The following is a 25,037-nucleotide window of genomic DNA, read 5'->3' on the forward strand; positions in this document are numbered from 1 at the left end:
ATTTACTTAAAAGCCCTATATAAGGGCTTTTTTATTTTATACATAAAATCTAAATCGATTAGGTTATTATATATGTGTTAGTTTAATTATTTTCTTTAAATAAACTTAATTTCTCTTAATTATAAAATAAAGTTTGATTCACACTAAATCACTATATTTTATTTTTATGTATATAATGTTAAGATGTATAGTGATAATAACGTGAGGTGTGAACATGGAAAGAACATTAAGCATATTAAAGAGACAAATTGATCAAAGGCTTAAGGGTATCAATAATTATGAATCAATTGATATCAATAGTAATTTAAGCGATTTACTGGATAGATTTGATATCCCTGAAAATGCTAAACTTGCTTGCCTCACTATCGATACTTCAATGAAACATCTTGATAAGATTTCATATAATAAATTATCAAAGAAATCAATATTGATTGGAGATTTATTAAGTGCCCATTTTTATACTTTATTAGCTGAAATTAATGAACCTAGATTTCAATTGGCTATGAGTAAGGCCATCGTTAAGTCTAATGAGTTAAAATCATCTTTACATTACCAATCTCTAGCATTAAATGATATTTATGAAACCATTATTGAAATAGAAACAATTTTCCCTTATATAACTCTGTCTCATTTTAGCGATAAAAATTTATCGGAAGTTGAGATATATAAATATCTTTTCAAAGATGTCGATACGTATTATCCATCTTACTTGAAAATGTATAATGAAAATGAAGTTCATCAATTTATTAAAGATATTAATCAAAGCTATATAGAAAAAAGTAGAGGTAATAAAAATGGCTGAAAATAATGCAAAAAAAGAACAAGTTCATACAGTCTTTCAAAATATTTCAAAAAAATACGATCGTTTAAACAATATTATTAGTTTCGAACAACATAAGGTTTGGCGTAAACATGTAATGAAAACAATGAACGTTAAACCAGGGAGCAAAGCTTTAGATGTATGTTGCGGTACTGCTGATTGGACAATTGCTCTTAGTAAAGCAGTAGGGCCACGTGGTGAAGTTACAGGATTAGATTTTAGTGAAAATATGCTTGAAGTTGGTAAAGAAAAAACTAAAACTATGGATAATATTCATTTAGTCCATGGTGATGCAATGAGTTTACCTTTCGAAGATAATTCTTTTGATTACGTCACGATTGGCTTTGGGCTCCGTAACGTTCCTGATTATTTAGCTGCCCTAAAAGAAATGAACCGTGTGCTAAAACCTGGAGGTATGGTAGTATGTTTAGAAACAAGTCAACCTACTATGCCTGTCTTTAAACAAGTCTATAAACTATACTTTAAGTTTGTTATGCCTGTATTCGGTAAATTATTTGCTAAATCTAAAGAAGAATATGAATGGTTGCAACAATCGACGTTTAATTTTCCTAATAAGGAAAAGCTAAAACGTATGTTTGAACAAGCTGGATTTAATAATATTAAAATCCGTAGCTTCACAGGTGGCGTTGCTGCAATGCACCTAGGCTATAAACAAAAAAGTTCTACTAAATAAAAGGTGATTAATGTGGCAAAGTTAAACATGAATAGTGAAATTAAAAATGTAGAAAAACGCCTCCAAGAAGCTATTAGAAGTAATGATCCGGTGTTACAAGAAGCTACATTTCATTTACTATCATCAGGAGGGAAACGTGTTAGACCAGCGTTTGTTATATTAAGTAGTCAATTTGGTCCAAAAAAGAATACTGAGGATACTTATCGTGTAGCTGTAGCATTAGAATTAATTCATATGGCTACACTTGTTCATGATGATGTCATTGATAAAAGCGATAAACGAAGAGGCCGATTAACCATAGTAAAAAAGTGGGATGTTACTACGGCTATTTTAACTGGGAATTTTTTACTTGCTTTAGGCCTACACCATTTATCTGAAATACAGGATAATCGCGTACACCATATTATATCTAATTCAATCGTAGATGTTTGTAGAGGCGAGCTATTCCAATTTCAAGATCAATTTAATAGTGAACAAACTATAACTAACTATCTACGTCGTATTAATCGTAAAACTGCATTACTTATCCAATTGGCAACTGAAGTCGGCGCAATTACTTCTGAAGCTGACGATGAGACAGTAAGAAAATTAAAAATGATTGGTCATTATATAGGTATGAGTTTCCAAATTGTTGATGATATTTTAGATTTCACTAGTTCTGAAAAGAAACTAGGAAAACCTGTGGGTAGTGATTTAATGAATGGGCATATTACTTTACCAGTACTACTCGAAATGAGAAGTGATAACTCATTTAAGCAACAGATTGCATCACTTAATCATAGTACGAGTACTGAAGTATTTGATCCTATTATTGAAAGAATAAAAAATTCAGATAGTATAAAGACATCTAAAAGAATCAGTGATCGGTATCTTGCTAAAGCTTTAAAATTAATCGATCAACTAGAAGAACCAAATGCTCAAAATCTTTTTGTCAAATTGATAAAGAAAATGGGTTCCCGAAACGTTTAGAATAAAACTATATTGAAAGCGCTTTATCAACCTGTTACTATAAACTAGTAGCAGGTTTTTTAGATAGTTAAATACATATTCAACTATAATTAAAGCTAAACAAACAAGGGGATGAATTATGATGGAAAGAACATTTTTAATGATTAAACCAGATGCTGTACAACGTAATTTAGTTGGGGAAATTATTTCTAGAATTGAACGTAAAGGGTTAAAACTTGTAGGCGCTAAATTAATGACAGTTCCACAATCTTTAGCGGAGGAGCACTACGCGGAACATGTTGAAAGACCTTTCTATGGTAAACTTATTTCGTTTATTACCTCTGCACCAGTATTTGCGATGGTCGTTGAAGGCGAAGATGCAGTAGATGTTTCAAGACATATCATAGGCAAGACAAACCCGTCTGATGCGACGCCTGGTTCAATAAGAGGGGATTTAGGATTAACAGTGGGTAGAAATGTTATTCACGGTTCTGATTCGGTTGAATCTGCTAAACGTGAAATTAATTTATGGTTTAAAGAAGAAGAATTAAGCAATTATGAATCACCAAGAGACACATGGTTATACGAATAATTAATTAGCAATCGACTTATAGTAAAGCAGGATGATTTATTCATTAGAATAAGCTCCTGCTTTTTACTTTTGTATTTCAGAAAAACAGAGCGGAATAATTGTTCGAATTTTCTAATAATTTTAATTTAAGCGTTTACTAACCGTTATGTAAATACACTGAATATGATATGATAACACATATCATAATTTAACGTAGTAAAGAGAAAGGAGCTTATGCTCATGAGATACTTAACATCAGGAGAATCACATGGTCCTCAATTAACAGTCATTATTGAAGGTGTACCTGCCAATTTGAAAATTAAAGCTGAAGATATTAATAAAGAAATGTTTAAGCGTCAAGGCGGTTACGGTAGAGGGCGTAGAATGCAAATCGAGAAAGATGCGGTAGAAATTGTTTCTGGTGTTAGAAATGGTTACACGTTAGGAAGTCCGATTACAATCGTTGTTACGAATGATGATTTTACCCATTGGAGAAAAATCATGGGTGTTGAACCTATCACTGATGAAGAACGTGAAAATATGAAACGCACAATTACAAAACCTCGCCCTGGACATGCCGATTTAATCGGTGGTATGAAATATAATCATCGCGATTTAAGAAATGTATTAGAACGTTCTTCTGCTCGAGAAACAGCAGCCCGTGTAGCAGTAGGAGCTGTTTCAAAGATTTTATTACAGCAACTAGACATTCAAATGTATAGTCGTGTAGTAGAGATTGGTGGCGTTAAAGATGAAGGCTTATATGACACTGAGACATTCAAACAAAATATTGATAAAAATGATGTACGTGTGATTGATGATACTATTGCACAACAAATGAGAGATAAAATCGATGAAGCCAAAAAAGAAGGTGACTCAATTGGTGGTGTCGTTCAAGTTATGGTAGAAAACATGCCTATTGGAATCGGTAGCTATGTTCAATATGATCGTAAGTTAGACGGCCGAATTGCACAAGGCGTAGTAAGTATTAATGCATTTAAAGGCGTAAGTTTTGGAGAAGGTTTTAAAGCAGCTGAAAAGCCTGGCAGCCAAATCCAAGACGAAATTTTATATAATTCAGAGAGAGGATTCTACAGAGGTTCTAATCACTTAGGTGGATTTGAAGGTGGCATGACTAATGGTATGCCAATTATCGTAAACGGTGTGATGAAACCTATACCAACCTTATATAAACCATTAAATTCCGTAGATATTAATACGAAAGAAGACTTTAAAGCTACGATTGAACGTTCAGACAGTTGTGCAGTACCTGCGGCAAGTGTAGTATGTGAACACGTGGTCGCTTTTGAAGTCGCAAAAGCATTATTAGAAGAGTTTCAATCAAATCATATCGATCAATTAAAAGAACAAATTAAAGAACGTAGAAAGTTAAATATTGAATTTTAATTAATAAGAATAGTAAGAAACGAGGTTTTTTACATGCAATTACAAACAACGTATCATAGTAATAATTATCCGATCATAGTAGAGCATCATGCGATTTCTTATTTATCTGATTACATTCAGGAATATGATAAAGTATTTTTAATCATAGATGAATATGTTGATTTTAACTTCAAACAACAATTTGAACCTTTACTTAAAAGTCCAAATGTTTTTAAATTAGTTGTGCCAGCTGGCGAGAAAATGAAAACTTTCGAACATTATCAACAAATGCTTGAACAATTATTAAGTTATAACCTTACGCGTAACACTTGCTTATTAGCAATAGGCGGTGGAGCCACAGGCGACTTAACAGGCTTTTTAGCGGCAACGCTATTAAGGGGTGTAGATTTTATACAGGTTCCAACCACAATATTAGCTCACGATTCTAGTGTCGGAGGTAAGGTTGGTATTAACTCATCTCACGGTAAAAATCTTATTGGTGCATTTTATAGACCTAAAGCAGTCATTTACGATTTAGATTTTTTACAAACTCTGCCGTATGAAGAAGTATTAAGTGGCTATGCTGAAATATATAAACATGCACTTTTAACCGGACAAGTTGCAGTAGATGATATTGAAAAGCACTTTTCAACAAAAGAAAAATTACAATCATTAGAAGAGATGGACCAATTTATCTTTAAAGGCATTAAAACTAAACTAAATATTATTGTTAAAGATGAGAAAGAACAGAATATGCGGAAATACTTAAATTTAGGGCATACATTGGGTCATGCGATAGAATATAAATATAAAATTCCTCATGGCCACGCCATCATGATTGGTATAATTTATCAATTTATTATTTCTAATGAAGTACTAGGCGCTCAATTCGATACGCATCATTTTGCAAATTATATTAAAGAACTGCATTATCCAACTTCAATAGTGGGAACATTAGACTTTGAGGAAATGTATCACTATATGTTATTAGATAAAAAGAATGATGAACAAGGTATCCAGATGGTATTACTTGAAGCATTAGGTAAGCCCCATGTTCGTCACGTGGAGAAAAATGTTTTAATTACAGCGTTTAACGAATTGCAATCATTATTAAAGTAGGTGAAGAGGATAATGACAAACAAACAAATAATTGATATACATGGCCCTTTATTAAGCGAAATAGAAGTACCTGGCGATAAATCAATGACGCACAGAGCAATTATGTTATCCTCCTTAGCTACAGGTACATCTACTATCTATAAGCCTTTACTAGGGGAAGATTGTCAACGCACAATCGATATCTTTAAATTACTAGGCGTGGATATTCACATTGAAGATGAGAAAATTATTATTCATTCTCCAGGATATCAAAATTTTAAAACGCCTCATCAAACGCTTTACACAGGGAATTCAGGTACCACAACTCGCTTATTAGCTGGTTTATTGAGTGGTTTAGGTATTGAGTGTGTGCTATCAGGAGATGCATCTATAGGTAAACGACCAATGGATCGGATTATTAAGCCTTTAACCTTAATGGGAGCGCATATTAACGGTATCGACAATAATTATACACCTTTAATCATTAAACCCGCTTCTATTAAAGGGATTAACTACCAAATGGAAGTAGCAAGTGCACAAGTAAAAAGTGCGATTTTATTTTCTAGTTTATTTTCAAAAGCCTCATCTAAAATAACTGAAATTGACATTACTCGTAATCACACTGAGACGATGTTTGAACATTATAATATTCCTCTACAGGTTAAAGAGAATATTATTACTACATCTGCAAATGCAATTAAGAATATTCAAGCCAAAGATTTTCATGTACCCGGTGATATTTCTTCTGCAGCATTCTTCATTGTTGCAGCGCTTATTACACCTGGAAGTGATATTACAATTCATAATGTTGGCATCAACCCGACACGTTCAGGTATTATAGAAATCGTCCAACAAATGGGTGGTAATATTGACCTGTTTAATATTACTAGCGCATCGGAACCTACTGCATCTATTCGCATACGTTACACGTCGAATTTAAAGCCTATTCATATCGAAGGTGAATTAGTGCCTAAAGCAATTGATGAATTGCCAATTGTTGCATTATTATGTACTCAAGCGTCAGGTACTAGTATCATTAAAGATGCAGAAGAATTGAAGGTTAAAGAAACAAATCGTATCGATACAACTGCGGATATGCTTGGCTTATTAGGCTTTGAATTACAACCTACTGCCGATGGACTAATTATCCATCCTTCTACATTCACACGTTCGGCTATGGTGAGTAGCATGACGGATCATCGTATTGGCATGATGTTAGCTATCGCATCACTTTTAAGCAATGAGCCTCTAACTATACGTCAATTTGATGCAGTCAATGTATCGTTTCCAGGTTTCTTGCCCAAATTAAAGCTTTTAGAAAATGAGGGATAATACATTATGGAAGATATCTATAAATTAATAGATGATATCAATCTTCAAAAAATAGACAATCTAGACTCACGCGTAAATGAAGCACTAAGTTCTAACAATGACGATGCTTTATTTATTCTAGGGGAAACCTTATATAACTTTGGTTTGACACCTCAAGGGCTAGAAGTATTTAGAACGCTTTATCACAAGTATCCTGACGAGAGCGAATTATTAATTTACTTTATTGAGGGATTAATGTCTGAAAATCAAACTGATGAGGCGTTAGAATACCTAAGTCAAGTTGCACTTTCAACTGAAAAGCTAATGCTAGAAGCTGACTTATATCAGCAAATTAATATGACTGAAGTTGCTATAGATAAACTCACTGAAGCACGTGAATTAGAACCTAATGATCCAATCATTCATTTTGCATTAGCTGAGTTATTATATTTCGATGGTCAATATTTACGTGCTACTCACGAATATGAAGTTGTCTTAGATACAGGTGAATATGAAGTAAATGGTGTAAACTTATTTGCACGTATGGCCGATTGTGCATTACAAAGCGGAAATTATAGTGATGCTATTCGTTTGTATCATGAAATTAGTGAAGACGAAATGACCTCTGAGGATTTCTTCAAAAAAGCAATTGCTTATGAAAAGAACGAAATTACACAAGAAGCAATTAAGATTATGACTAATCTATTGTCTAAAGACCCTGATTTTATTCAAGGTTATTTTTACTTACAATCACTATATGGAAATGAAAAGAATTATCCTGATGCTATTGAAACTGGTAAAGAGGGATTACGTTTAAACCAATTCTACAAAGAATTAATGGTTTCAACTGGTAGTCTTGAAATTGAACATGGCGATGCTAATGAAGGTGTCGAATTATTGAAACAAGCACTAGAGGTAGATAATGGTTATCATGAACCGTTATTAATCTTAAGTGATTTATTCCGTAACGAAGAAGATTACGAGGCTATTATTGGATTACTTTCTTACGTTGACGAAGAAGATTTAGACCCAGTATTTATGTGGCATCTAGCACATGCCTATGGTCAAGAAGAGCGAGATACTGAAGCACAACATTTCTTCACACTCGCTTATCCTACAATGAAATCTCAAAGTGCATTCTTAAGTGACTATTATTTCTATTTAACTGAAATAGGTCATAAAGACCAAGCTAAATTAATTCTTAATGAATTGCTAGAGCTTGATCCAAGTAATGAAACATGGCATGAAGAAGCAAGTCGTTTGGATTACTAAGTAGGTGAATGTCTTGAATCAAACACTTTTCAAAATGAAACAAAGCTATATAGAATATGCTTTGTTTCATTATCATTTTAAATCGCGTATAAGTGTATGGATATTAAATTACTTAAAAGCTTCTCCCACCTTGTTAAATAATGTTCATTTCGTAAACCATAAAGTACCTAATCATGAAACACTTGAAATAAGTTTAAAAGACTCCGAAATGTCTGCTATTAAACTTTCAAGTAATGATGAAGCGCTTATCAACACGAATGAAATTTTCAATTACATTATTTCGCAACATGGACCATTTGATATATTATTTCATTTTGATAAATGTCACTCGACTGATAGACGACTTAACGAAGTTATTATTAATCAACTTATGTATTCTTCTCAGTTTGATGCATATCTTGATAATATTCATCATCTATCATTAGAACCTAATAAAAAGCACTTACTTATAGAGCAAATACAGCACAGTATAGATTTAAGTTTACAGATGAATGATCGTCATCATTTTTATCAATTATCTCAAATTCTAAATTTGCTTAACACACACTAAAACTATTTAACAACGAAGGAATTAACGTTTATGCTAACTCTCAAACAAATGTGGGAACTAACTTTGTATCATAGGTTAAATTTGATTATCCTACTTATATGTAATATTTTAGGAACAATATATGGATTTATATGGTACGGTGGTCAGCTGTTACAAACGAAATGGTATTTTATACCCTTCATTCCCGATAGTCCCATTGCTTCACTATTTTTATGTATAGCGATAATAACTATACTTTTTAGCAGAAGTAATTCTATAATAGGTGCCTTAGCATTTGTTTCATTATTAAAATATGGTCTATGGGCCGTTATTATGAATATCATCATGATTAATATGTATCACGATATTACGATAATGAATGTCTTTTTAATTATGAGTCATGGCATAATGGCGTTAGAAGCTATTTATTTTTATCCATGTTTTAAAGTGACATGTAGCGGATTTATAGTTGCAATGATTTGGCTCTTTCATAATGATTTTATTGATTATGTTCTAGGAAAATTTCCATACTACAGCTTTATCGCTGAACATAGCGCTATAATCGGTTATATTGCATTTTGGTTAAGTGTGTTTGCTTTAATTATGTATTATTATCTTAACCGTCTCTTAACGGTTAAATTATTTGATTAAAAAGATGATAGTCAGTAAAATATTATTAAAGGAGAGTGGAATTATTGTCTATAGTGTCTTATATCATATATATTGTCATTATTATGCTCATTCCAATGTGGGCGCAACATAAAGTTAAATCAAATTATGAAAAATATTCTCAAGTTAGATCTACAAGTGGTAAAACCGGTCGTGAAGTAGCGGAAGAAATTTTACATGCTAACGGTATTTACGACGTAGATGTAGTTAAAGGTCAAGGTTTCTTAACTGACCACTACGATCCTAATAAAAAAGTTGTTTGTTTATCTCCTGCAAACTTCGATAGACCTTCAGTAGCTGGTACAGCTATTGCAGCACACGAAGTTGGACATGCTATTCAACACCAACAAGGTTATGCTTTCTTACGTTTTAGAACAGCATTAGTACCATTAGCTAATGTAGGGAGCTCATTAAGTTACATGATTGTTATGTTAGGAATTATCCTTACTGCAATGGGTAGCGTATTCGGCTCTACAGCTCTATGGATTGGTGCTGGTTTAATGTCACTAGCGGTTTTATTCTCTATCGTGACATTACCTGTTGAATTTGACGCAAGTTCAAGAGCAATGAAACAAATTACCGCACTAGATATAGTGAATGAAAAAGAATATAAACATGCGAAAAAAGTATTATCTGCCGCTGCAATGACTTATGTTGCTGCAACTGCAACAGCTGTTGCTGAGCTAGTTAGAATTATTCTAATGGCTAGAGCGAGCGATAATTAATAAGCTATTGAATTTATATTATGCTGGTAACCATTTTGATATGGTTACCAGTTTTTGTATAGTTACACTTAATTTAATCAATCACTAGTAAAAGGGGAATTTATCTGTTCTTTACGAATTCATGAAATGCATGATTGATTAATATGATATATACTAATTAAGAAATGTTTATAAAGGAGTATAGATATGAAATCAATGCAAGATATGCAAAATGAAGTTGACGAATATATAGGCCAATTTAAAGCAGGTTATTTCTCTCCATTAGCCAATCTCGCACGTTTAACAGAAGAGATCGGCGAATTAGCAAGAGAAATTAATCATTATCATGGTGAGAAGAAAAAGAAAGATTCTGAAGCTGATAATACGATTAAGGCTGAACTAGGTGATAATCTATTCGTTTTACTTTGCATAGCTAACTCATTAGGAATAGATATGACCGAAAGTTTCAATGATACCATGCATAAATTCAATACTCGTGATAAATATCGCTTCGAGCGTAAATAAAATAATAAAGAAAGAGAAGGAGGGCGCTATCATGAAAATTGGTATAACGTGCTATCCCTCAATGGGCGGCTCAGGTATTATTGCCACAGAGTTAGGTATTAAAATGGCAGAAAGAGGTCATGACGTCCATTTCATCACTTCAAATATCCCATTTAGAATTCGGAAACCACTGCCGAATATTACATTTCATCAAGTAGAAGTGAATCAATACGCAGTGTTTCAATACCCTCCGTATGATATAACGTTAAGTACGAAAATATCAGAAGTTATTAAAGAATATGATTTAGATATATTGCATATGCACTATGCTGTTCCACATGCGATATGCGGTATTTTAGCGCGTCAAATGTCCGGTAAAGACATTAAAATAATGACGACTTTACATGGAACTGACATTACAGTGCTTGGATATGATCATTCTCTAAAAGGAGCAATTAAGTTTGGTATTGAAAAAAGCGATATAGTCACAAGCGTGAGTCGTTCACTCGCTGAACAAACAAAATCAATTATTGAAACTGATAAAGAGATTGTTCCTATTTATAATTTTGTACGTGAAAATGAATTTCCTACACGTCGTGAAACAAAACTTAAAGAAGTATATGGAATTCAACCAGATGAGAAAGTACTTATCCATGTATCTAATTTTAGAAGAGTAAAACGTATAGATACAATTTTGGAAACTTTCGCAAAAGTACATAAACACATACCAAGTAAACTCTTGCTATTAGGTGAAGGACCAGAATTACTTGATATGCGTAAAATGGCTAGAGATTTAAATATTGAAGATAGCGTGCTATTTTTAGGTAAACAAGACCAAGTGAGTAAATTTTATCAATTATCAGATTTAGTTTTACTTTTAAGTGAAAAAGAAAGTTTTGGCCTTACTTTGCTTGAGGCAATGAAGACTGGTGTCGTACCAATAGGTTCTAATGCTGGTGGTATTAAAGAAGTTATTAAACATGAAGAAACGGGCTTTATCGTTGATATAGGTGATAGTGAAAATGCTAGTAAATACGCAATACAATTGCTTACTGATGACTCATTATATAAACAACTGCAACAAAATATGTTACAAGATGTAAAAGAACGCTTTGGTTCAGAATTAATCACTGATCAATATGAAAATTATTATAGAAAAATGTTAAATCAAGATGAGGAATAATATGGGAATAGAACTATTTGAGAAAGCGCAGCCCATTTTAGAAACAATAGAAGATAATGAGTTTAAGGCTTATTTTGTAGGCGGTTCTGTTAGGGATTATTTAATGGATAGAGCAATTCATGATATCGATATTACTACTAGTGCAACACCTGATGAAGTAGAAGAGATGTTTGATAAGACAATACCGATTGGCAAAGAACATGGCACGATTAATGTAGTCTATAACAATGAAAATTATGAAGTAACAACTTTTAGAGCAGAAGCTGAATATTTAGACCACCGTAGACCAAGCGAGGTTTATTTTGTTCGAGACTTAAAAGAAGATTTACAACGACGAGACTTTACGATTAATGCGATAGCCATGGATAGATACTATAAAGTTTACGATTATTTTGATGGTCAAAGAGATATTAATCAACAAAGAATTCGTACTGTTGGTAATGCTCAAGAACGTTTCAGTGAAGATGCTTTGCGTATTATTAGAGGATTACGTTTTCAAGCTCAACTTGGATTTTCATTAGATGAGGCTACTTATTCTGCAATGCAAGATCAAATTGCAGATATTGAACATCTTTCAATTGAACGGATTATAGTAGAATTTAAAAAGCTAATCAAAGGTAAAAATGTGAGTCAAAGTTATCGTAATTCTCTAAACTTAAGTTTATTTGACTACGTTCCATTTTTCAAAGAAATAGATATGTCAGAAACTACCATCACAATGCCTATATCCTTTGAAATATGGCTAGCAATTCTTATGGCAAAAAGTCAATCTGAACTTTCTTTAGCAATACTCAAACTTAGTAACAAAGAAAAAAGTATGATTCAGTTATATAAAAAGATTATCTTAGAACTACCGAACGTTAATAGTAAGGACGCTTTTAGAATTTTTGTGTATGATTACGGCGAGCAAAACATTTTAGAGATATTTTCAATTCAATCATTATTAACACTGAATAATTTAGCCATATCCTCACCACTTATCGTTAATGCGAAATCAATTAATGAAGTAGCACAGCAACTTCCTATACATGAACGTAAAGAAATGAATATAAATGGTGGAGATTTATTAAATTATTTTCATAAGAAAAGTGGACCTTGGTTAAAAGAAGTACTTCGTGAAATTGAGTGTGCTATTATAACTAACAAAGTTCAAAATGTGAAAAAAGAAATTTTGGAATGGGTGAAGGATAATGTCAAAATATAGCCAAGATGTTATTAAAATACTTTATACGCATCAATCAGAATATATTTCAGGACAAGATATTGCGGATGAATTACATATCTCAAGAGCTGCTGTTAAAAAGGTGATAGACCAATTAAAGGCAGACGGTTGCCAAATAGACTCTATTAATCATAAGGGACATCAATTAAACCAATTGGCTGACCAATGGTATAGTGGGATTGTGTCGCATATTTTAAGCGATAATCAGCTTGTTACATCTATCAATGTGTATGATACTGTAGAGTCTACTCAAACAATTGCTAAGCAAGCGTTAGTTGGAAATAATGATACTATGATTATCTTAAGTGATGAACAAACTAAAGGACGTGGCCGCTTCAATCGTAATTGGGCATCGTCGAAAGGAAAAGGGCTATGGATGTCATTAGTGCTAAGACCTCATATACCGTTCTCTATGATTCCAAAATTTAACCTATTCATTGCATTAGGTATTAAAGAAGTGATTCAACAATTTTCTAAAGATAAAGTAGCAATTAAATGGCCTAATGATATTTATATTAATGATAAAAAAGTGTGTGGATTTTTAACAGAAATGGTGGCGAATTATGATTCAATAGAAGCCATTATATGTGGAACTGGAATCAACTTAAATCACTTAGCGGAAGACTTTTCAGAAGATATACAACATAGAGCAACAAGTATCCGAATGCATAGTGATGAAAAAATAAACCGCTATGATTTTTTAAAAGTGCTTATTTCAGCTATCGAAAAGCGTTACAACCAATTTTTAAACCAGCCATTTGAATCAATTAGAGACGAGTATATTGAAGCTTCAAATATTTGGCAACGAAAATTGAAATTCACTGAGAATAAAAAACAATTTATCGGCGAGGCGATTGATATTGATAACGATGGCTTCTTAATGGTTAAAGATGAAAATAATCAGATAAGACGTCTTATTAGTGCCGATATCGAAATATAAAAAGAAACACATGAAGATAAGGAGAGTTTATTATGGCAAATACTAGTTTTGCGGTAGTAGATTTAGAAACGACCGGAAACCAACTCGATTACGATGAAATTATACAAATTGGTATTACGTTTGTACGTGATAATAAAATATCTGGCACATATCACTCAATGATTCGTACCGATTTAGAAATCCCGCCATTTATACAAGCTCTAACATCAATTGAAGAAACAATGTTAGAACAAGCCCCTTATTTTCACGAAGTAGCGAACGAAATTTATAATCAACTTAAAGATTGTATATTCGTTGCACATAATGTAGATTTTGATTTAAATTTTTTGAAAAAAGCTTTTAAAAAAAATAATATTACTTTCCAGCCTAAAAAGGTTCTTGATACATTAGAACTTTTTAAAATCGCATTTCCTACTGATAAAAGTTACCAACTTAGCGAATTAGCAGAAGCACATAATATCCCATTAGTAAATGCACATAGAGCTGATGAAGATGCTACCACAACTGCTTATTTAATGATTAAAGCTTTTAAAAAGTTTGAAACACTGCCATTGGATACCTTAAAGCAACTATATTATTTGAGTAAGAATCTCAAGTATGATTTGTTTAATATTTTATTTGAAATGGTAAGACACCATAATCAATCTAGTTTAGATGACAAATATGGACAATTCGAACAAATTATTTATAAAAAACAAGTTGATTTAAAAGCTCCTCAAACTAAATTTAACGGTTCATTAAAACAACTATATTCAAGAGTTACAGATGCGTTGAACCTTACGTACCGACCTCAACAACTCTATTTAGCTGAAATTATTTTAGAGCAACTAATGCATAATGATAAAGCTATGATTGAAGCACCACTAGGAAGTGGAAAATCTCTCGCTTATTTAATTGCCGCTTTGATGTATAACATTGAAACAGGACGCCATGTAATGATTTCCACGAATACTAAATTGTTGCAAAATCAATTATTACAAAAAGATATACCTAGCTTGAACAAAGCGTTAAATTTTAAAATTAATGCTGCTTTAATTAAAAGTAAAAATGAATATATATCACTTGGTTTAATTAGCCAAATACTAAAAGATGAGACCTTAAATTATGAAGTTAACATTTTAAAAATGCAGTTACTTATTTGGATTACTGAAACCACTACTGGCGACGTCCAAGATTTAAATCTAAAAGGTGGTCAAAAAATGTATTTTGACCAAAAAGTTGAAACGTATGTCCCTGTTAGACATGATATACATTACTATAATTATATAAAACGTAACGCTCATAATATTCAAATTGGAATTACGAATCATGCTCATTTAATACATTCAGATTATGAAAATTCAATTTACCAACTATTTGATGATTGTATTATTGACGAGGCGCATCGTCTACCTGACTATGCATTAAACCAAGTGACCAATGAACTCAGTTATTCAGATTTAAAATATCAATTAGGTCTAATTGGTAAAAATGAAAATGAACGACTTCTACATGCCATTGATACATTAGAACAACGTCGTATATTAGAACGCTTAGATATAGCTCCAATTGATGTATTTGCTTTGAAAGCAAATATCAATGAAATACATGAATTAAATGAACGACTATTCAATAATCTATATACTATTATTAAAAATTCTGATGTTCACGATGATGATAGCCATCGCTATCATTATGTGTTCGAATTTGACACAACTCAAATACTTCATGATTTACATGCGATCGTTGATAAAATCAATAAGACATTAGAGATTTTCAATGGCATGAATCATAAAACAATAAAAACAATGCGTAAGCAATTATTGTATATCAACAATAACTACAGAAATATTGAACAAAGCTTAAAAGCCCAACATACTGCTTATCTATCTATTAAAAATTTAGCTCAGAAATCTACCATACGATTAATCGTCAAAGATTATGACGTGAAAGATGTTTTAACTACTAGAGTCTTAGATAAGTTCAATTCTTTAACTTTTATTTCTGGTACTTTAACTTTCAATCGTTCTTTCGATGCGTTTAAAAATTGGTTTAACGAGGATATTCACTTTAACACGTATCAAGTTCAATCACCACTTTCCAAACACAACAACACGAATGTTTATATACCAAGTGATGTGGCTTCATATAACTTTAAGAATATCGATGATTACGTTGCGTCTATAGTAGACTATCTTCAAGAATATATCACTATAACTGAATCTAAGTGCTTAGTGCTTTTCACAAGCTATCGCATGATGCTTATGGTTCAGGAATTGTTAAATGAGTTACCTGCATTTGAGGATTACGTTGTCCTTACACAACAACAAAATCAAAACTATAAGATTGTTCAGCAATTTAATAACTTTGAAAAATCAATATTACTTGGTACTTCTACTTTCTTTGAAGGTTTTGATTATCAAGCTAAAGGCGTAAAGTGTGTCATGATCGCGAAATTGCCATTTATGAATAAATATAATACAAAACACTGGTTAATGAATTCTGAATTTGAATCTACATTTAAAGATTATGTATTACCTGATGCTGTGACACGATTTAGACAAGGTTTAGGTCGTTTAATTCGCAATGAAAATGATAAGGGGTTAATCGTCTCTTTCGATGATCGACTTGTGAATAGTAATTACAAGAATTTTTTCGCTCAAACTCTTGAAAATTATAGCCAGAAAAAGGGCGATATCAAACAATTTAGTAAGTTACTACAAAAAATACAACAGGACATTAATAAAAATAGCTAGCATTTAAGTGATAATACGTATTCAATACGTTCATGTGCTAGAACTTCATTATCTATTTTGTTAAAATAAATAGGTATTGTATATAAAGAAATTTCAATTAGGAGATTGGTTATGAAAACAACGATTAAACAAGCAAAACAATATCTTAACCAAGAAGTGACAATTGGCGCTTGGTTAACTAATAAACGTTCTAGTGGTAAAATTGCCTTCTTACAATTGCGTGATGGCAGTGGATTTATGCAAGGAGTAGTAGTTAAGTCAGAAGTTGATGAAGAAACTTTCCAATTAGCTAAAGAGGTTACTCAAGAATCATCATTATACGTGACAGGGGTTATTACAGAAGATAATCGCTCAGATTTAGGTTATGAAATGCAAGTTAAATCAATAGAGGTCATCCATGAAGCACATGATTATCCGATTACTCCAAAAAATCATGGTACCGAATTCTTAATGGATCATCGTCATTTATGGTTACGTTCTAAAAAACAACATGCAGTTATGAAAATTAGAAATGAAATTATTAGAGCAACATATGAATTCTTTAACGACAATGGATTTACTAAAATAGATCCTCCGATTTTAACTGCAAGTGCACCAGAAGGTACAAGTGAATTATTCCATACAAAGTATTTTGATGAAGATGCTTTCTTATCACAAAGTGGTCAATTATACATGGAAGCTGCTGCTATGGCACATGGCCGTGTGTTCTCATTCGGGCCTACTTTTAGAGCAGAAAAATCTAAAACACGACGTCATTTAATTGAATTCTGGATGATTGAACCTGAAATGGCGTTTACAAATCATGCTGAAAGTTTAGAAGTACAAGAACAATACGTTACACACGTTGTTCAGTCAGTTCTGAAAAATTGTAAATTAGAGTTAAAAGCGTTAGATAGAGATACAAGTAAATTAGAAAAAGTAGCAGCACCATTCCCAAGAATTTCTTATGATGATGCAGTTAAATTCTTAAAAGAAGAAGGATTTGATGATATTGAATGGGGCGAAGATTTCGGTGCGCCTCATGAAACAGCTATTGCTAATCACTACGATTTACCAGTATTTATCACAAATTATCCAACTAAAATTAAACCATTTTATATGCAACCAAATCCTGAGAATGAAGATACGGTATTATGTGCGGATTTAATTGCGCCAGAAGGTTACGGTGAAATTATTGGTGGTTCTGAACGTATTAACGATTTAGAATTACTAGAACAACGTATTGATGAACATCATTTAGACCCTGAGAGTTATAACTACTATTTAGATTTACGCCGTTATGGTAGTGTACCTCATAGTGGATTTGGATTAGGTTTAGAACGTACTGTAGCTTGGATTTCAGGTGTTGATCATGTAAGAGAAACATCTCCATTCCCACGTTTATTAAATCGTTTATATCCATAAGATTTATTTAATATTGGAGCCTGGGACATTTATATTGAAATGTTCTAGGCTCATTCATTTAGGAATAGATAATTCAACAAACGTTAATTATTACTTTTAAACTATTTGTAGATATTTATTCAAAAGGAGGTAATATCTTGGATAAATTGCAACTTAAAACTCGTCCAGTCGTAGTTAGACGAGAATTATTTGATCATTATGATGAATTAGGACTGTCCGAGAAAGATTTAGTCATTTTAATTAAATTAATATATGCCTCTGAAACATCAAATAAGCAACCATCAATTGAATTTTTAAAAAGAGGTTCTAACATGGAACCCCGCGAAGTAACTTCTATCATCCAACATTTAATCCAACGGGATTTATTACAACTTCAAGTAAAAAAGGATGAAGAAGGCAAATTTACAGAATACATGAATTTAGATAGTTTTTATGACAAATTAAATAAAATATTAATTCAAGTAGAAACAGATAATAAGCACTCAGCCTCTCAACAACATTTCAAAGACTTATTTCAATATATTGAACAATTATTCGCTAGACCTCTGTCACCTTATGAAATCGAAACTTTAAATCAATGGATAGATGTTGATCAACACGATTTTTCATTAATACGTGCTGCGTTAGATGAGGCTTATAGTCATGATAAACTTAGTTTTAAATACGTTGACCGTATATTATTAAACTGGAAGAAAAATAACGTTACGACTACTGAAGAATCCAAAAAAATAAGAGAAAAATTCAATCAACCTAAAATGAAACACACTGTGCCACATGTTCCTAAATTTGACTGGTTAAATGGAGAGAATATAGATGATAAGTAAGAAAAAGGCGCTTGAAATGATTGATGTTATTGCCGATATGTTTCCTGATGCGCAATGTGAATTAAAACATGATAATGCTTTTGAATTAACGATTGCTGTGCTACTCTCTGCTCAATGTACCGATAACTTGGTGAATAAGGTCACGCGTACACTTTTCAAAAAATATAAAACGCCTGAAGATTATCTAAATGTAGATATTGAAGTATTGCAAGAAGATATACGCTCTATTGGTTTATATCGTAATAAATCTAAAAATATACAAAAACTTTGTCGTTCTCTTTTAGATAAATTTGATGGGCATATACCTCAAACGCACAAAGAACTTGAAAGTCTTGCAGGAGTTGGACGTAAAACTGCAAATGTAGTGATGAGCGTGGCGTTTGATGAACCTTCATTAGCAGTAGATACGCATGTTGAACGTGTCTCTAAAAGATTAGGTATTAATCGATGGAAAGATAATGTCACTCAAGTTGAAGATAGATTATGCGATATTATCCCCCGTGAACGATGGAGTAAAAGTCATCATCAACTAATCTTTTTCGGTCGTTATCACTGTATTGCTCGTAAGCCTAAATGCGATATTTGTCCTCTACTAGAAGATTGTAGAGAAGGGCAAAAGCGTATGAAAGCACAATTAAAGGAAGCTTGATAAGATGATTAATAAACAAGAATTTGAAGATATTGAAGCACAACTTGATATGTTTTCTAGTCAAAGAGCTTTGAAAAGTCCTGAAGCTAAACCTATAATTGATAACTATTTTGAACTTATTATTCAATTTTTTAAACAGATTAATGAAATTGAATATATTAATTTCGAAGATTTAGATGAATACCCGGTCGTCCCTATGAATTTTGAAGAACGGTACAACTATATGCTAGCTAGAAAATATCACTTTATGGGTTATAGCCAGATGAAAACATTGAAAAATGAACTAATAAAAATGAATGCTTCCTATCAAATTAGAAAAAAACGACGTAAATAAAAAGAAAGCTTTTTACAATAACAACATGCATTGAGAGCAGTAGGTTTCCATGTCGTGATATTATTGTAAAAAGCTTTTTTCGTTTATATATTTTCCATCGAAAAAGGAGCCTAAGCGCAATGCTTAAGCTCCTTTAGTTATGCTATTTTATGATGATTTTTTCAAATCAAATATACTATTCAAATGGAAAATGTTAGATAATGTACCGCCTACACTGCTACTGCTTTGTGTACTAGAATTAGTAGAGTTATTATTTGTAGTTGAAGTAGAGCCATTAGATGAACTGTTTGAGTTACCTGAATTGCTTGAACTACTTGAGCTACTTGATGAGCTTGAACTACTTGAACCACTGTCGCTAGATCCATTACTTCCATACACTTTGCGGTTAGTTGTATTATCATCGGGGTGACCACTTACAGATAAGTCATCTGCATCAGAACCATTAACTGAATCTGGTTTTTTAAAGTCACCATCACTACTTGAAGTGATATCAGACATTACATCCTCATATAAATATTGTGGATATTCTTGTTCTGAATGTCCTAAGAATGAGTTTGCTCCGCCTTCTTTAATTTCACTGAATCCCATCCATATTGACATAGTATATTTAGGAGTGAAACCGTTAATCCAAACATCTTTAGCCGCATTATCTGGTAAGTTATATTGTTGGTTAACTTCAGTACCATAAGTACTAGTACCAGTTTTAGCACCCATTGTAACACCAGATACGCCATGACCATATGCAGAACCATAAGCTTTAAATGTACCAGTTAACATTTCAGCTAACATGTAAGACGTATAGTCTTTCATAGCTTTATGACTCGTATGGTCAAATTCTATAGTGTCATCATCTGCTGTAACGACCTTTTGAATAGAGTGGGCATTATTATAAGTACCACCATTCGCAATTGAAGCGAAAGCTGAAGCTAATTGAGTAGGTGAGAACTCAGATGCGCCACCGCCTAATACATCTGCAGGACCAAGATCACTTTGGTAATCTAGACCAACATTTGATGCAAAGTCTTTAACAGCATCTTTACCAGCGTTAGAGTTAACGCTTTGCCAAGTTTTTAGTGCTGGAATGTTGAAACTTTGTCTTAAAGCATCATAAGCTGTAACGTTACCGTGACCTTTAGCATCATAGTTTTGGAACGTGCCACCAGCAATAGAATAACTTGATTCGTCTTGAATAGAATGGTTAGTAGCCCATTGCATATTTTCAATGGCTGGACCGTATGCTAGGAATGGTTTTAATGATGAACCTGTGAGGTGTGCATCTGTTGCAGCGTTATTATCAACAACATCTTTAAAGTTACGGCCACCTGAAATTGCTACAAGTCCACCAGTTTTACTATCCAGAATTGTTGATCCAACTCGTTGGTCCTCATTTTTATAGTAGTTACCATTATTAATACGATCTTGTAATGTTTTTTGAACGTCTTTGTCCATGTTAGTGTAGATTTTAATACCACTTTGTAATAAATCACTTAAATTTTTGTTTTTAAAGTGTTTATTATTCATTAACTCAGATTTAACAAAGTTAACATATGAGTCGTATTCAGAATCTTCGTTATTTGTACCAATTTGACGTTCTTTAGTACTACGTTTTACTAAATTATCTTCTAATGAGATTTTTTTAGCATCTTTCCATTCTTTATCTGTAATTCTGTGGTGATAGTGCATTAAGTATAATACTGTATCCTTACGACTTTCAGCTTGTTTAGGGTTATCGTAAATATTATAAAGGTTTGGAACCTGTGGTAACCCAGCTAAGTAGGCTTTTTCAGCTAAATTTAAATCTTTTAAATCTTTATTAAAGTAGTATTTAGCTGCAGCTTTAACACCATACACACCGTCAGAGTAATAAATTTTGTTTAAGTACATTTGGAAGATTTCATCTTTACTGTACTCTTGCTCTAAACGATAAGATAAGTAAGCTTCTTGTGCTTTACGACCGATTGATTTTTCTTCACTAAGGAAAGCACGTTTAACTACTTGTTGAGTTAAAGTTGAAGCACCTTGTGAACCAAAACCACCTGTCAAGTTCTTACCAACTGCACCGAACAAACGTTTATAGTCTAATGCACCATGGTCATAGAAACGATTATCCTCTGTTGCTAATACAGCATTTCTCATGTCTTTAGGTACTTCTTTTAAATCAACATGTTCTCTTCTTGCGCCGTTATCTAATTTTTTAACCAAATCACCGTTTTTGTCATAAATTTCCGCCGGTTTAGGGTCTTGTAACTTCGATTCAGTAAATGCTGGAGCTTTCCAAGCATAATACGCAAATAATAAAATACCTAATAGAGCTAATACGATAAAAGCAATTAATAAAAAGCCTATTATTTTAATAATCGTTCTTTTAACACTCTTATTCTTTTTTGTTTTGGATTTCCCATTTTTACCATTTTTCGGCTGAGAAGATCCTTTATTCTCCGTCATACGCGGTCCTCACTTTCATCTAATATCAACTTATCAACAACTTTGAGGTAATCTAATCTTGGTTGATATTGATAAGGAATATAGTAACTATTTTTTCTTATTTCTTCAACTGTTATTGATTTTTTTACTTCATTTTTATATCTATCCCAAAATTTTTGAAATTTTGAAAAGGGTAATAAATATATTTCATCAAGCGTTTTGAACCTTATTAACAGAAATACAATACCATTTTGAAGATATGCGTTTTTCATATGTTCAACCTGATGATCATGAATATTATTCAAAGGAAAAGAAGTTTTGTTCTTCGTTTCTTTTGCTTCAAAATCAATATAATGGCCTTGATAAACGCCATTGTAGTCAGTCGTTGAAGGAGTACGAAAATAGGCTTCATTTATAACAGCCTTACTTCGTTTAGGATAATGAACATTAACGATTTGTACTGGCGTGGGTTTTTTATGAATAACCGCTTTGCCATGTTTTAAGTAAAAATCATTCGATAATTCAATATCTTTTTCAAGGGACATACCACGACTACCATACTCTATCTTACTAGAAGTAGAAGAAGTATTTCTTCCGGCCTTAGTCGTATTTCCCTTGAAAGGTTTCCCATTAGGATAATTCACTGTATTCACCACGCTAGTTTGGTTAACTAAAGTAGAATGAAACTCAACCATTATATCATTAAATAGAGGATTATTCCTTTCTACTTAATTCATCCAAAGTCATACAAATTAAAACATTATAATATGTAGGATAGGAGAGCCAAACCATTATTAGACAATAATAAAAATAATTCAAATTAATCTAGGCGCTTATTTTCATTATTAACTTTCTTTATTTTAACGTGCTTTATCCCTTAAAACAATATTTCCTTTAATTTAAGATAGTACAACTACATGACGCTTCCTTTTAATTATGATAAATTATAGACAAGTAGGAGGCGTCTTTATGTATGAACTTATTAATGAGATGTTACTTGAACTTTCCACCATAGAAAGACGCTATAATGAAGTAAAAATTACAAACCAAGACTTTGATTTTTATGAAACAGTGTATCCCTATACACAACACATCGATAAAAAAATACAATATTTAACTGAGTTTAAACAAGAAATTATCAATCTACCATATATGAATAACAAAAAATTTGATTTATTAATCAATTCTCTTAAAGAATTATCGGTAGATTGTCATTTTCAAAGGACAAGTAAAAAGCTATTTACTGAAAAATTAAAAGCTGTTAATTATGATTTAAATTATATACTTCAAAGTAGTAAAGAAGAGTGAGGTTCTTAATTTGAAAACGGTGTATGTAACAGGGTATAAATCTTTTGAATTGAATATCTTTAAAGAAGATATACCAGAAGTAACTTATCTAAAGGCTTTTATCAAGCACAAATTAGAACAATATTTAGATGAAGGGCTAGAGTGGGTATTAATTCAAGGACAAATAGGTATTGAGCTTTGGGCTGCTGAAGTAGTAATTGAACTTCGTGCCTTATATCCTGATTTAAAATTAGGAATCATTACTCCTTTTTATGGGCATACTTCAAAATGGAACGAACAGAATCAAGCTAAATACAATAAAATAGCTCAAGAAGCCGATTTTATAGAAAGTGTGCATCATACTGAATATGAAGGACCACACCAGTTTAAACAAACTGATCAATTTATGTTAGAGCATTCCGATATGTCTTTACTAATCTATGATGAAGAGCAAGAGGGAAGTCCTAAATTCTTCAAAAGGATGTTAGTTGATTTTATGAAAAAAACAAACTATACTTGTGATATTGTGGCGTTTGATGAACTCACTGAATTTATAAATGACTTGCAGTGGGAACAATATCAAAGTTTCGAATGAGGTGGAAAAAATGGCAGATGTTTCTTTAAAACTTTCAGCAAAAGATATCTATGAAAAAGATTTCGAGAAAACAATGGCCCGTGGCTATCGTCGTGAAGAAGTAGATGCTTTTTTAGATGATATTATTACTGATTATCAAAAAATGGCAGATATGAATAACAAAGTTGTAAAATTATCTGAAGAAAATAACAAATTAAAAAAAGAAGTTGAAGAATTAAGATTAAGGGTTGCAACATCAAGACCTTCTGATAATAAATCTTTCTCTTCAAATAATTCAAGTTCATCGAATAATGTAGATATTTTAAAAAGAATTTCTAATCTTGAAAAAGCTGTTTTTGGTAAATAATATTAGAGTAGGGTACGTTGATTCAAAACATGACTATATTTAAAACGGTACTTAATTTACCTTGTTAAATATATTGTCTAGAAATTATCTGTTATAGTATTTAAAACTGTGTTATAATCGCAAAAGTGATATTTTGGGTAATCGCTATAGAGATATAGAGGAAAGTCCATGCTCACACAGTCTGAGATGACTGTAGTGTTCGTGCTTGATGAAACAATAAATCAAGGCATTAATTTGACGGCAACGAAATAACCTAAGTCTTAGGATATGGTTAGAATAGTTTGAAAGTGCCACAGTGACGTAGCCTTTATAGAAATATAAAGGGTGGAACGCGGTAAACCCCTCGAGTGAGCAATCCAAATTAGGTAGGAGCACTTGTTTAGCGGAATTCAACGTATAAACGAGACGTCTTTATTCATTGTAATAAAGATTTGTAGACAGATGGTTACCACCTGCGTACCAGTACAACTAGTGTACGTTATGAGTACAATGGTACAGAACATGGCTTACAGAAATATCATGACTAGTTTAGCTCTCCACTTAACGGGAGAGCTTTTCTTTTTTGTAAATATACATAATTAAAACAAA

25 protein-coding genes and 1 other RNA gene are annotated in these 25,037 nt (G+C 32.2%); 24 read left to right on the forward strand and 2 right to left on the reverse strand.

The features are described 5' to 3' along the window. Positions 1-214: 214 nt before the first annotated feature. From CD147_RS02245 to CD147_RS02340, 20 genes are all read left to right on the forward strand, one after another. Positions 215-802: a heptaprenyl pyrophosphate synthase subunit A gene (locus tag CD147_RS02245; protein ID WP_103165823.1), complete on the forward strand. Its 588-nt coding sequence runs from the start codon at positions 215-217 to the stop codon at positions 800-802. Then, a complete protein-coding gene (locus CD147_RS02250; protein ID WP_103165824.1) occupies positions 795-1,514 on the forward strand; it encodes a demethylmenaquinone methyltransferase in 720 nt (239 codons plus the stop codon). Before CD147_RS02245 ends, CD147_RS02250 begins: the two co-directional genes overlap by 8 nt. Before the next feature lie 12 nt (positions 1,515-1,526). Next, positions 1,527-2,483 carry a polyprenyl synthetase family protein gene (locus CD147_RS02255; protein ID WP_103165825.1) on the forward strand — a complete coding sequence of 319 codons (957 nt, stop codon included), beginning with the start codon at positions 1,527-1,529 and terminating at the stop codon, positions 2,481-2,483. Positions 2,484-2,604: 121 nt separating this feature from the next. Then, on the forward strand, positions 2,605-3,054 hold the full coding sequence (gene ndk / locus CD147_RS02260) for a nucleoside-diphosphate kinase (RefSeq protein ID WP_103165826.1): 450 nt from the start codon (positions 2,605-2,607) through the stop codon (positions 3,052-3,054). 219 nt (positions 3,055-3,273) lie between these two features. Beyond that, positions 3,274-4,440: a chorismate synthase gene (aroC, locus tag CD147_RS02265; RefSeq protein WP_103165827.1), complete on the forward strand. Its 1,167-nt coding sequence runs from the start codon at positions 3,274-3,276 to the stop codon at positions 4,438-4,440. A gap of 33 nt (positions 4,441-4,473) precedes the next feature. After that, positions 4,474-5,538 carry a 3-dehydroquinate synthase gene (aroB, locus tag CD147_RS02270; protein ID WP_103165828.1) on the forward strand — a complete coding sequence of 355 codons (1,065 nt, stop codon included), beginning with the start codon at positions 4,474-4,476 and terminating at the stop codon, positions 5,536-5,538. Between the two features lie 12 nt (positions 5,539-5,550). Continuing rightward, positions 5,551-6,849 carry a 3-phosphoshikimate 1-carboxyvinyltransferase gene (aroA, locus tag CD147_RS02275; RefSeq protein ID WP_103165829.1) on the forward strand — a complete coding sequence of 433 codons (1,299 nt, stop codon included), beginning with the start codon at positions 5,551-5,553 and terminating at the stop codon, positions 6,847-6,849. A 6-nt stretch (positions 6,850-6,855) separates the two neighbouring features. Continuing rightward, positions 6,856-8,100: a tetratricopeptide repeat protein gene (locus CD147_RS02280; RefSeq protein WP_103165830.1), complete on the forward strand. Its 1,245-nt coding sequence runs from the start codon at positions 6,856-6,858 to the stop codon at positions 8,098-8,100. A 13-nt stretch (positions 8,101-8,113) separates the two neighbouring features. After that, complete coding sequence (locus CD147_RS02285; RefSeq protein ID WP_103165831.1) at positions 8,114-8,650, forward strand: YpiB family protein; 537 nt, start codon at positions 8,114-8,116, stop codon at positions 8,648-8,650. Between the two features lie 30 nt (positions 8,651-8,680). Next, positions 8,681-9,280: a DUF1405 domain-containing protein gene (locus CD147_RS02290; protein ID WP_103165832.1), complete on the forward strand. Its 600-nt coding sequence runs from the start codon at positions 8,681-8,683 to the stop codon at positions 9,278-9,280. A gap of 44 nt (positions 9,281-9,324) precedes the next feature. Then, complete coding sequence (locus CD147_RS02295) at positions 9,325-10,023, forward strand: zinc metallopeptidase (RefSeq protein WP_103165833.1); 699 nt, start codon at positions 9,325-9,327, stop codon at positions 10,021-10,023. Positions 10,024-10,209: 186 nt separating this feature from the next. Then, a complete protein-coding gene (locus CD147_RS02300; protein WP_103165834.1) occupies positions 10,210-10,527 on the forward strand; it encodes a nucleotide pyrophosphohydrolase in 318 nt (105 codons plus the stop codon). Between the two features lie 31 nt (positions 10,528-10,558). Beyond that, on the forward strand, positions 10,559-11,689 hold the full coding sequence (gene bshA, locus CD147_RS02305) for an N-acetyl-alpha-D-glucosaminyl L-malate synthase BshA (RefSeq protein WP_103165835.1): 1,131 nt from the start codon (positions 10,559-10,561) through the stop codon (positions 11,687-11,689). Between the two features lies 1 nt (position 11,690). Further along, positions 11,691-12,893, forward strand: coding sequence for a CCA tRNA nucleotidyltransferase (locus tag CD147_RS02310; protein WP_103165836.1), 1,203 nt, complete (start codon positions 11,691-11,693; stop codon positions 12,891-12,893). Continuing rightward, positions 12,880-13,851: a biotin--[acetyl-CoA-carboxylase] ligase gene (locus CD147_RS02315; protein ID WP_103165837.1), complete on the forward strand. Its 972-nt coding sequence runs from the start codon at positions 12,880-12,882 to the stop codon at positions 13,849-13,851. The genes CD147_RS02310 and CD147_RS02315 overlap by 14 nt, the downstream gene beginning before the upstream one ends. A gap of 32 nt (positions 13,852-13,883) precedes the next feature. Next, the gene (locus tag CD147_RS02320) at positions 13,884-16,586 is read left to right on the forward strand and encodes a helicase C-terminal domain-containing protein (protein WP_103165838.1); all 2,703 of its coding nucleotides are present in this window, start codon (positions 13,884-13,886) and stop codon (positions 16,584-16,586) included. Between the two features lie 111 nt (positions 16,587-16,697). Next, entirely contained in the window at positions 16,698-17,990 is a 1,293-nt protein-coding gene (gene asnS / locus CD147_RS02325) for an asparagine--tRNA ligase (protein WP_103165839.1), read from the forward strand. Positions 17,991-18,127: 137 nt separating this feature from the next. Then, positions 18,128-18,814: a DnaD domain-containing protein gene (locus CD147_RS02330; RefSeq protein WP_103165840.1), complete on the forward strand. Its 687-nt coding sequence runs from the start codon at positions 18,128-18,130 to the stop codon at positions 18,812-18,814. Next, positions 18,804-19,463 carry an endonuclease III gene (gene nth / locus CD147_RS02335; RefSeq protein ID WP_103165841.1) on the forward strand — a complete coding sequence of 220 codons (660 nt, stop codon included), beginning with the start codon at positions 18,804-18,806 and terminating at the stop codon, positions 19,461-19,463. The genes CD147_RS02330 and nth overlap by 11 nt, the downstream gene beginning before the upstream one ends. Positions 19,464-19,467: 4 nt before the next feature. After that, positions 19,468-19,797 (forward strand): YpoC family protein, encoded by a 330-nt coding sequence (locus tag CD147_RS02340; protein WP_103165842.1) that lies wholly within the window; start codon positions 19,468-19,470, stop codon positions 19,795-19,797. A 147-nt stretch (positions 19,798-19,944) separates the two neighbouring features. Here the strand turns inward: CD147_RS02340 and CD147_RS02345 are convergent, their stop codons facing one another. Then, positions 19,945-22,242: a transglycosylase domain-containing protein gene (locus CD147_RS02345; RefSeq protein WP_103165843.1), complete on the reverse strand. Its 2,298-nt coding sequence runs from the start codon at positions 22,240-22,242 to the stop codon at positions 19,945-19,947. Further along, the gene (gene recU, locus CD147_RS02350) at positions 22,239-22,865 is read right to left on the reverse strand and encodes a Holliday junction resolvase RecU (RefSeq protein ID WP_103165844.1); all 627 of its coding nucleotides are present in this window, start codon (positions 22,863-22,865) and stop codon (positions 22,239-22,241) included. The genes CD147_RS02345 and recU overlap by 4 nt, the downstream gene beginning before the upstream one ends. 325 nt (positions 22,866-23,190) lie before the next feature. Here recU and CD147_RS02355 point away from each other — a divergent pair, with 325 nt between their 5' ends. From CD147_RS02355 to rnpB, 4 genes are all read left to right on the forward strand, one after another. Further along, on the forward strand, positions 23,191-23,529 hold the full coding sequence (locus CD147_RS02355) for a DUF1798 family protein (protein ID WP_103165845.1): 339 nt from the start codon (positions 23,191-23,193) through the stop codon (positions 23,527-23,529). A gap of 10 nt (positions 23,530-23,539) precedes the next feature. Further along, entirely contained in the window at positions 23,540-24,103 is a 564-nt protein-coding gene (locus tag CD147_RS02360) for an SLOG family protein (RefSeq protein ID WP_103165846.1), read from the forward strand. Between the two features lie 10 nt (positions 24,104-24,113). Next, positions 24,114-24,449: a cell division regulator GpsB gene (gene gpsB / locus CD147_RS02365; protein WP_103165847.1), complete on the forward strand. Its 336-nt coding sequence runs from the start codon at positions 24,114-24,116 to the stop codon at positions 24,447-24,449. A 129-nt stretch (positions 24,450-24,578) separates the two neighbouring features. Further along, positions 24,579-24,963, forward strand: an RNA gene (gene rnpB, locus CD147_RS02370) — RNase P RNA component class B. Positions 24,964-25,037 lie beyond the last annotated feature (74 nt).

The sequence above is a fragment of the Staphylococcus devriesei genome (assembly GCF_002902625.1).
Classification (GTDB): domain Bacteria; phylum Bacillota; class Bacilli; order Staphylococcales; family Staphylococcaceae; genus Staphylococcus; species Staphylococcus devriesei.

Excerpts from the sequence above, each read along its gene's own strand:
- CD147_RS02245 (WP_103165823.1), top strand. The coding sequence starts at position 215 with ATGGAAAGAACATTAAGCATATTAAAGAGACAAATTGATCAAAGGCTT.
- CD147_RS02250 (WP_103165824.1), top strand. The coding sequence starts at position 795 with ATGGCTGAAAATAATGCAAAAAAAGAACAAGTTCATACAGTCTTTCAA.
- ndk (WP_103165826.1), top strand. The coding sequence starts at position 2,605 with ATGGAAAGAACATTTTTAATGATTAAACCAGATGCTGTACAACGTAAT.
- aroC (WP_103165827.1), top strand. The coding sequence starts at position 3,274 with ATGAGATACTTAACATCAGGAGAATCACATGGTCCTCAATTAACAGTC.
- aroB (WP_103165828.1), top strand. The coding sequence starts at position 4,474 with ATGCAATTACAAACAACGTATCATAGTAATAATTATCCGATCATAGTA.
- aroA (WP_103165829.1), top strand. The coding sequence starts at position 5,551 with ATGACAAACAAACAAATAATTGATATACATGGCCCTTTATTAAGCGAA.
- CD147_RS02280 (WP_103165830.1), top strand. The coding sequence starts at position 6,856 with ATGGAAGATATCTATAAATTAATAGATGATATCAATCTTCAAAAAATA.
- CD147_RS02290 (WP_103165832.1), top strand. The coding sequence starts at position 8,681 with ATGCTAACTCTCAAACAAATGTGGGAACTAACTTTGTATCATAGGTTA.
- CD147_RS02300 (WP_103165834.1), top strand. The coding sequence starts at position 10,210 with ATGAAATCAATGCAAGATATGCAAAATGAAGTTGACGAATATATAGGC.
- bshA (WP_103165835.1), top strand. The coding sequence starts at position 10,559 with ATGAAAATTGGTATAACGTGCTATCCCTCAATGGGCGGCTCAGGTATT.
- CD147_RS02310 (WP_103165836.1), top strand. The coding sequence starts at position 11,691 with ATGGGAATAGAACTATTTGAGAAAGCGCAGCCCATTTTAGAAACAATA.
- CD147_RS02315 (WP_103165837.1), top strand. The coding sequence starts at position 12,880 with ATGTCAAAATATAGCCAAGATGTTATTAAAATACTTTATACGCATCAA.
- CD147_RS02320 (WP_103165838.1), top strand. The coding sequence starts at position 13,884 with ATGGCAAATACTAGTTTTGCGGTAGTAGATTTAGAAACGACCGGAAAC.
- asnS (WP_103165839.1), top strand. The coding sequence starts at position 16,698 with ATGAAAACAACGATTAAACAAGCAAAACAATATCTTAACCAAGAAGTG.
- nth (WP_103165841.1), top strand. The coding sequence starts at position 18,804 with ATGATAAGTAAGAAAAAGGCGCTTGAAATGATTGATGTTATTGCCGAT.
- CD147_RS02340 (WP_103165842.1), top strand. The coding sequence starts at position 19,468 with ATGATTAATAAACAAGAATTTGAAGATATTGAAGCACAACTTGATATG.
- CD147_RS02345 (WP_103165843.1), bottom strand. The coding sequence starts at position 22,242 with ATGACGGAGAATAAAGGATCTTCTCAGCCGAAAAATGGTAAAAATGGG.
- CD147_RS02355 (WP_103165845.1), top strand. The coding sequence starts at position 23,191 with ATGTATGAACTTATTAATGAGATGTTACTTGAACTTTCCACCATAGAA.
- gpsB (WP_103165847.1), top strand. The coding sequence starts at position 24,114 with ATGGCAGATGTTTCTTTAAAACTTTCAGCAAAAGATATCTATGAAAAA.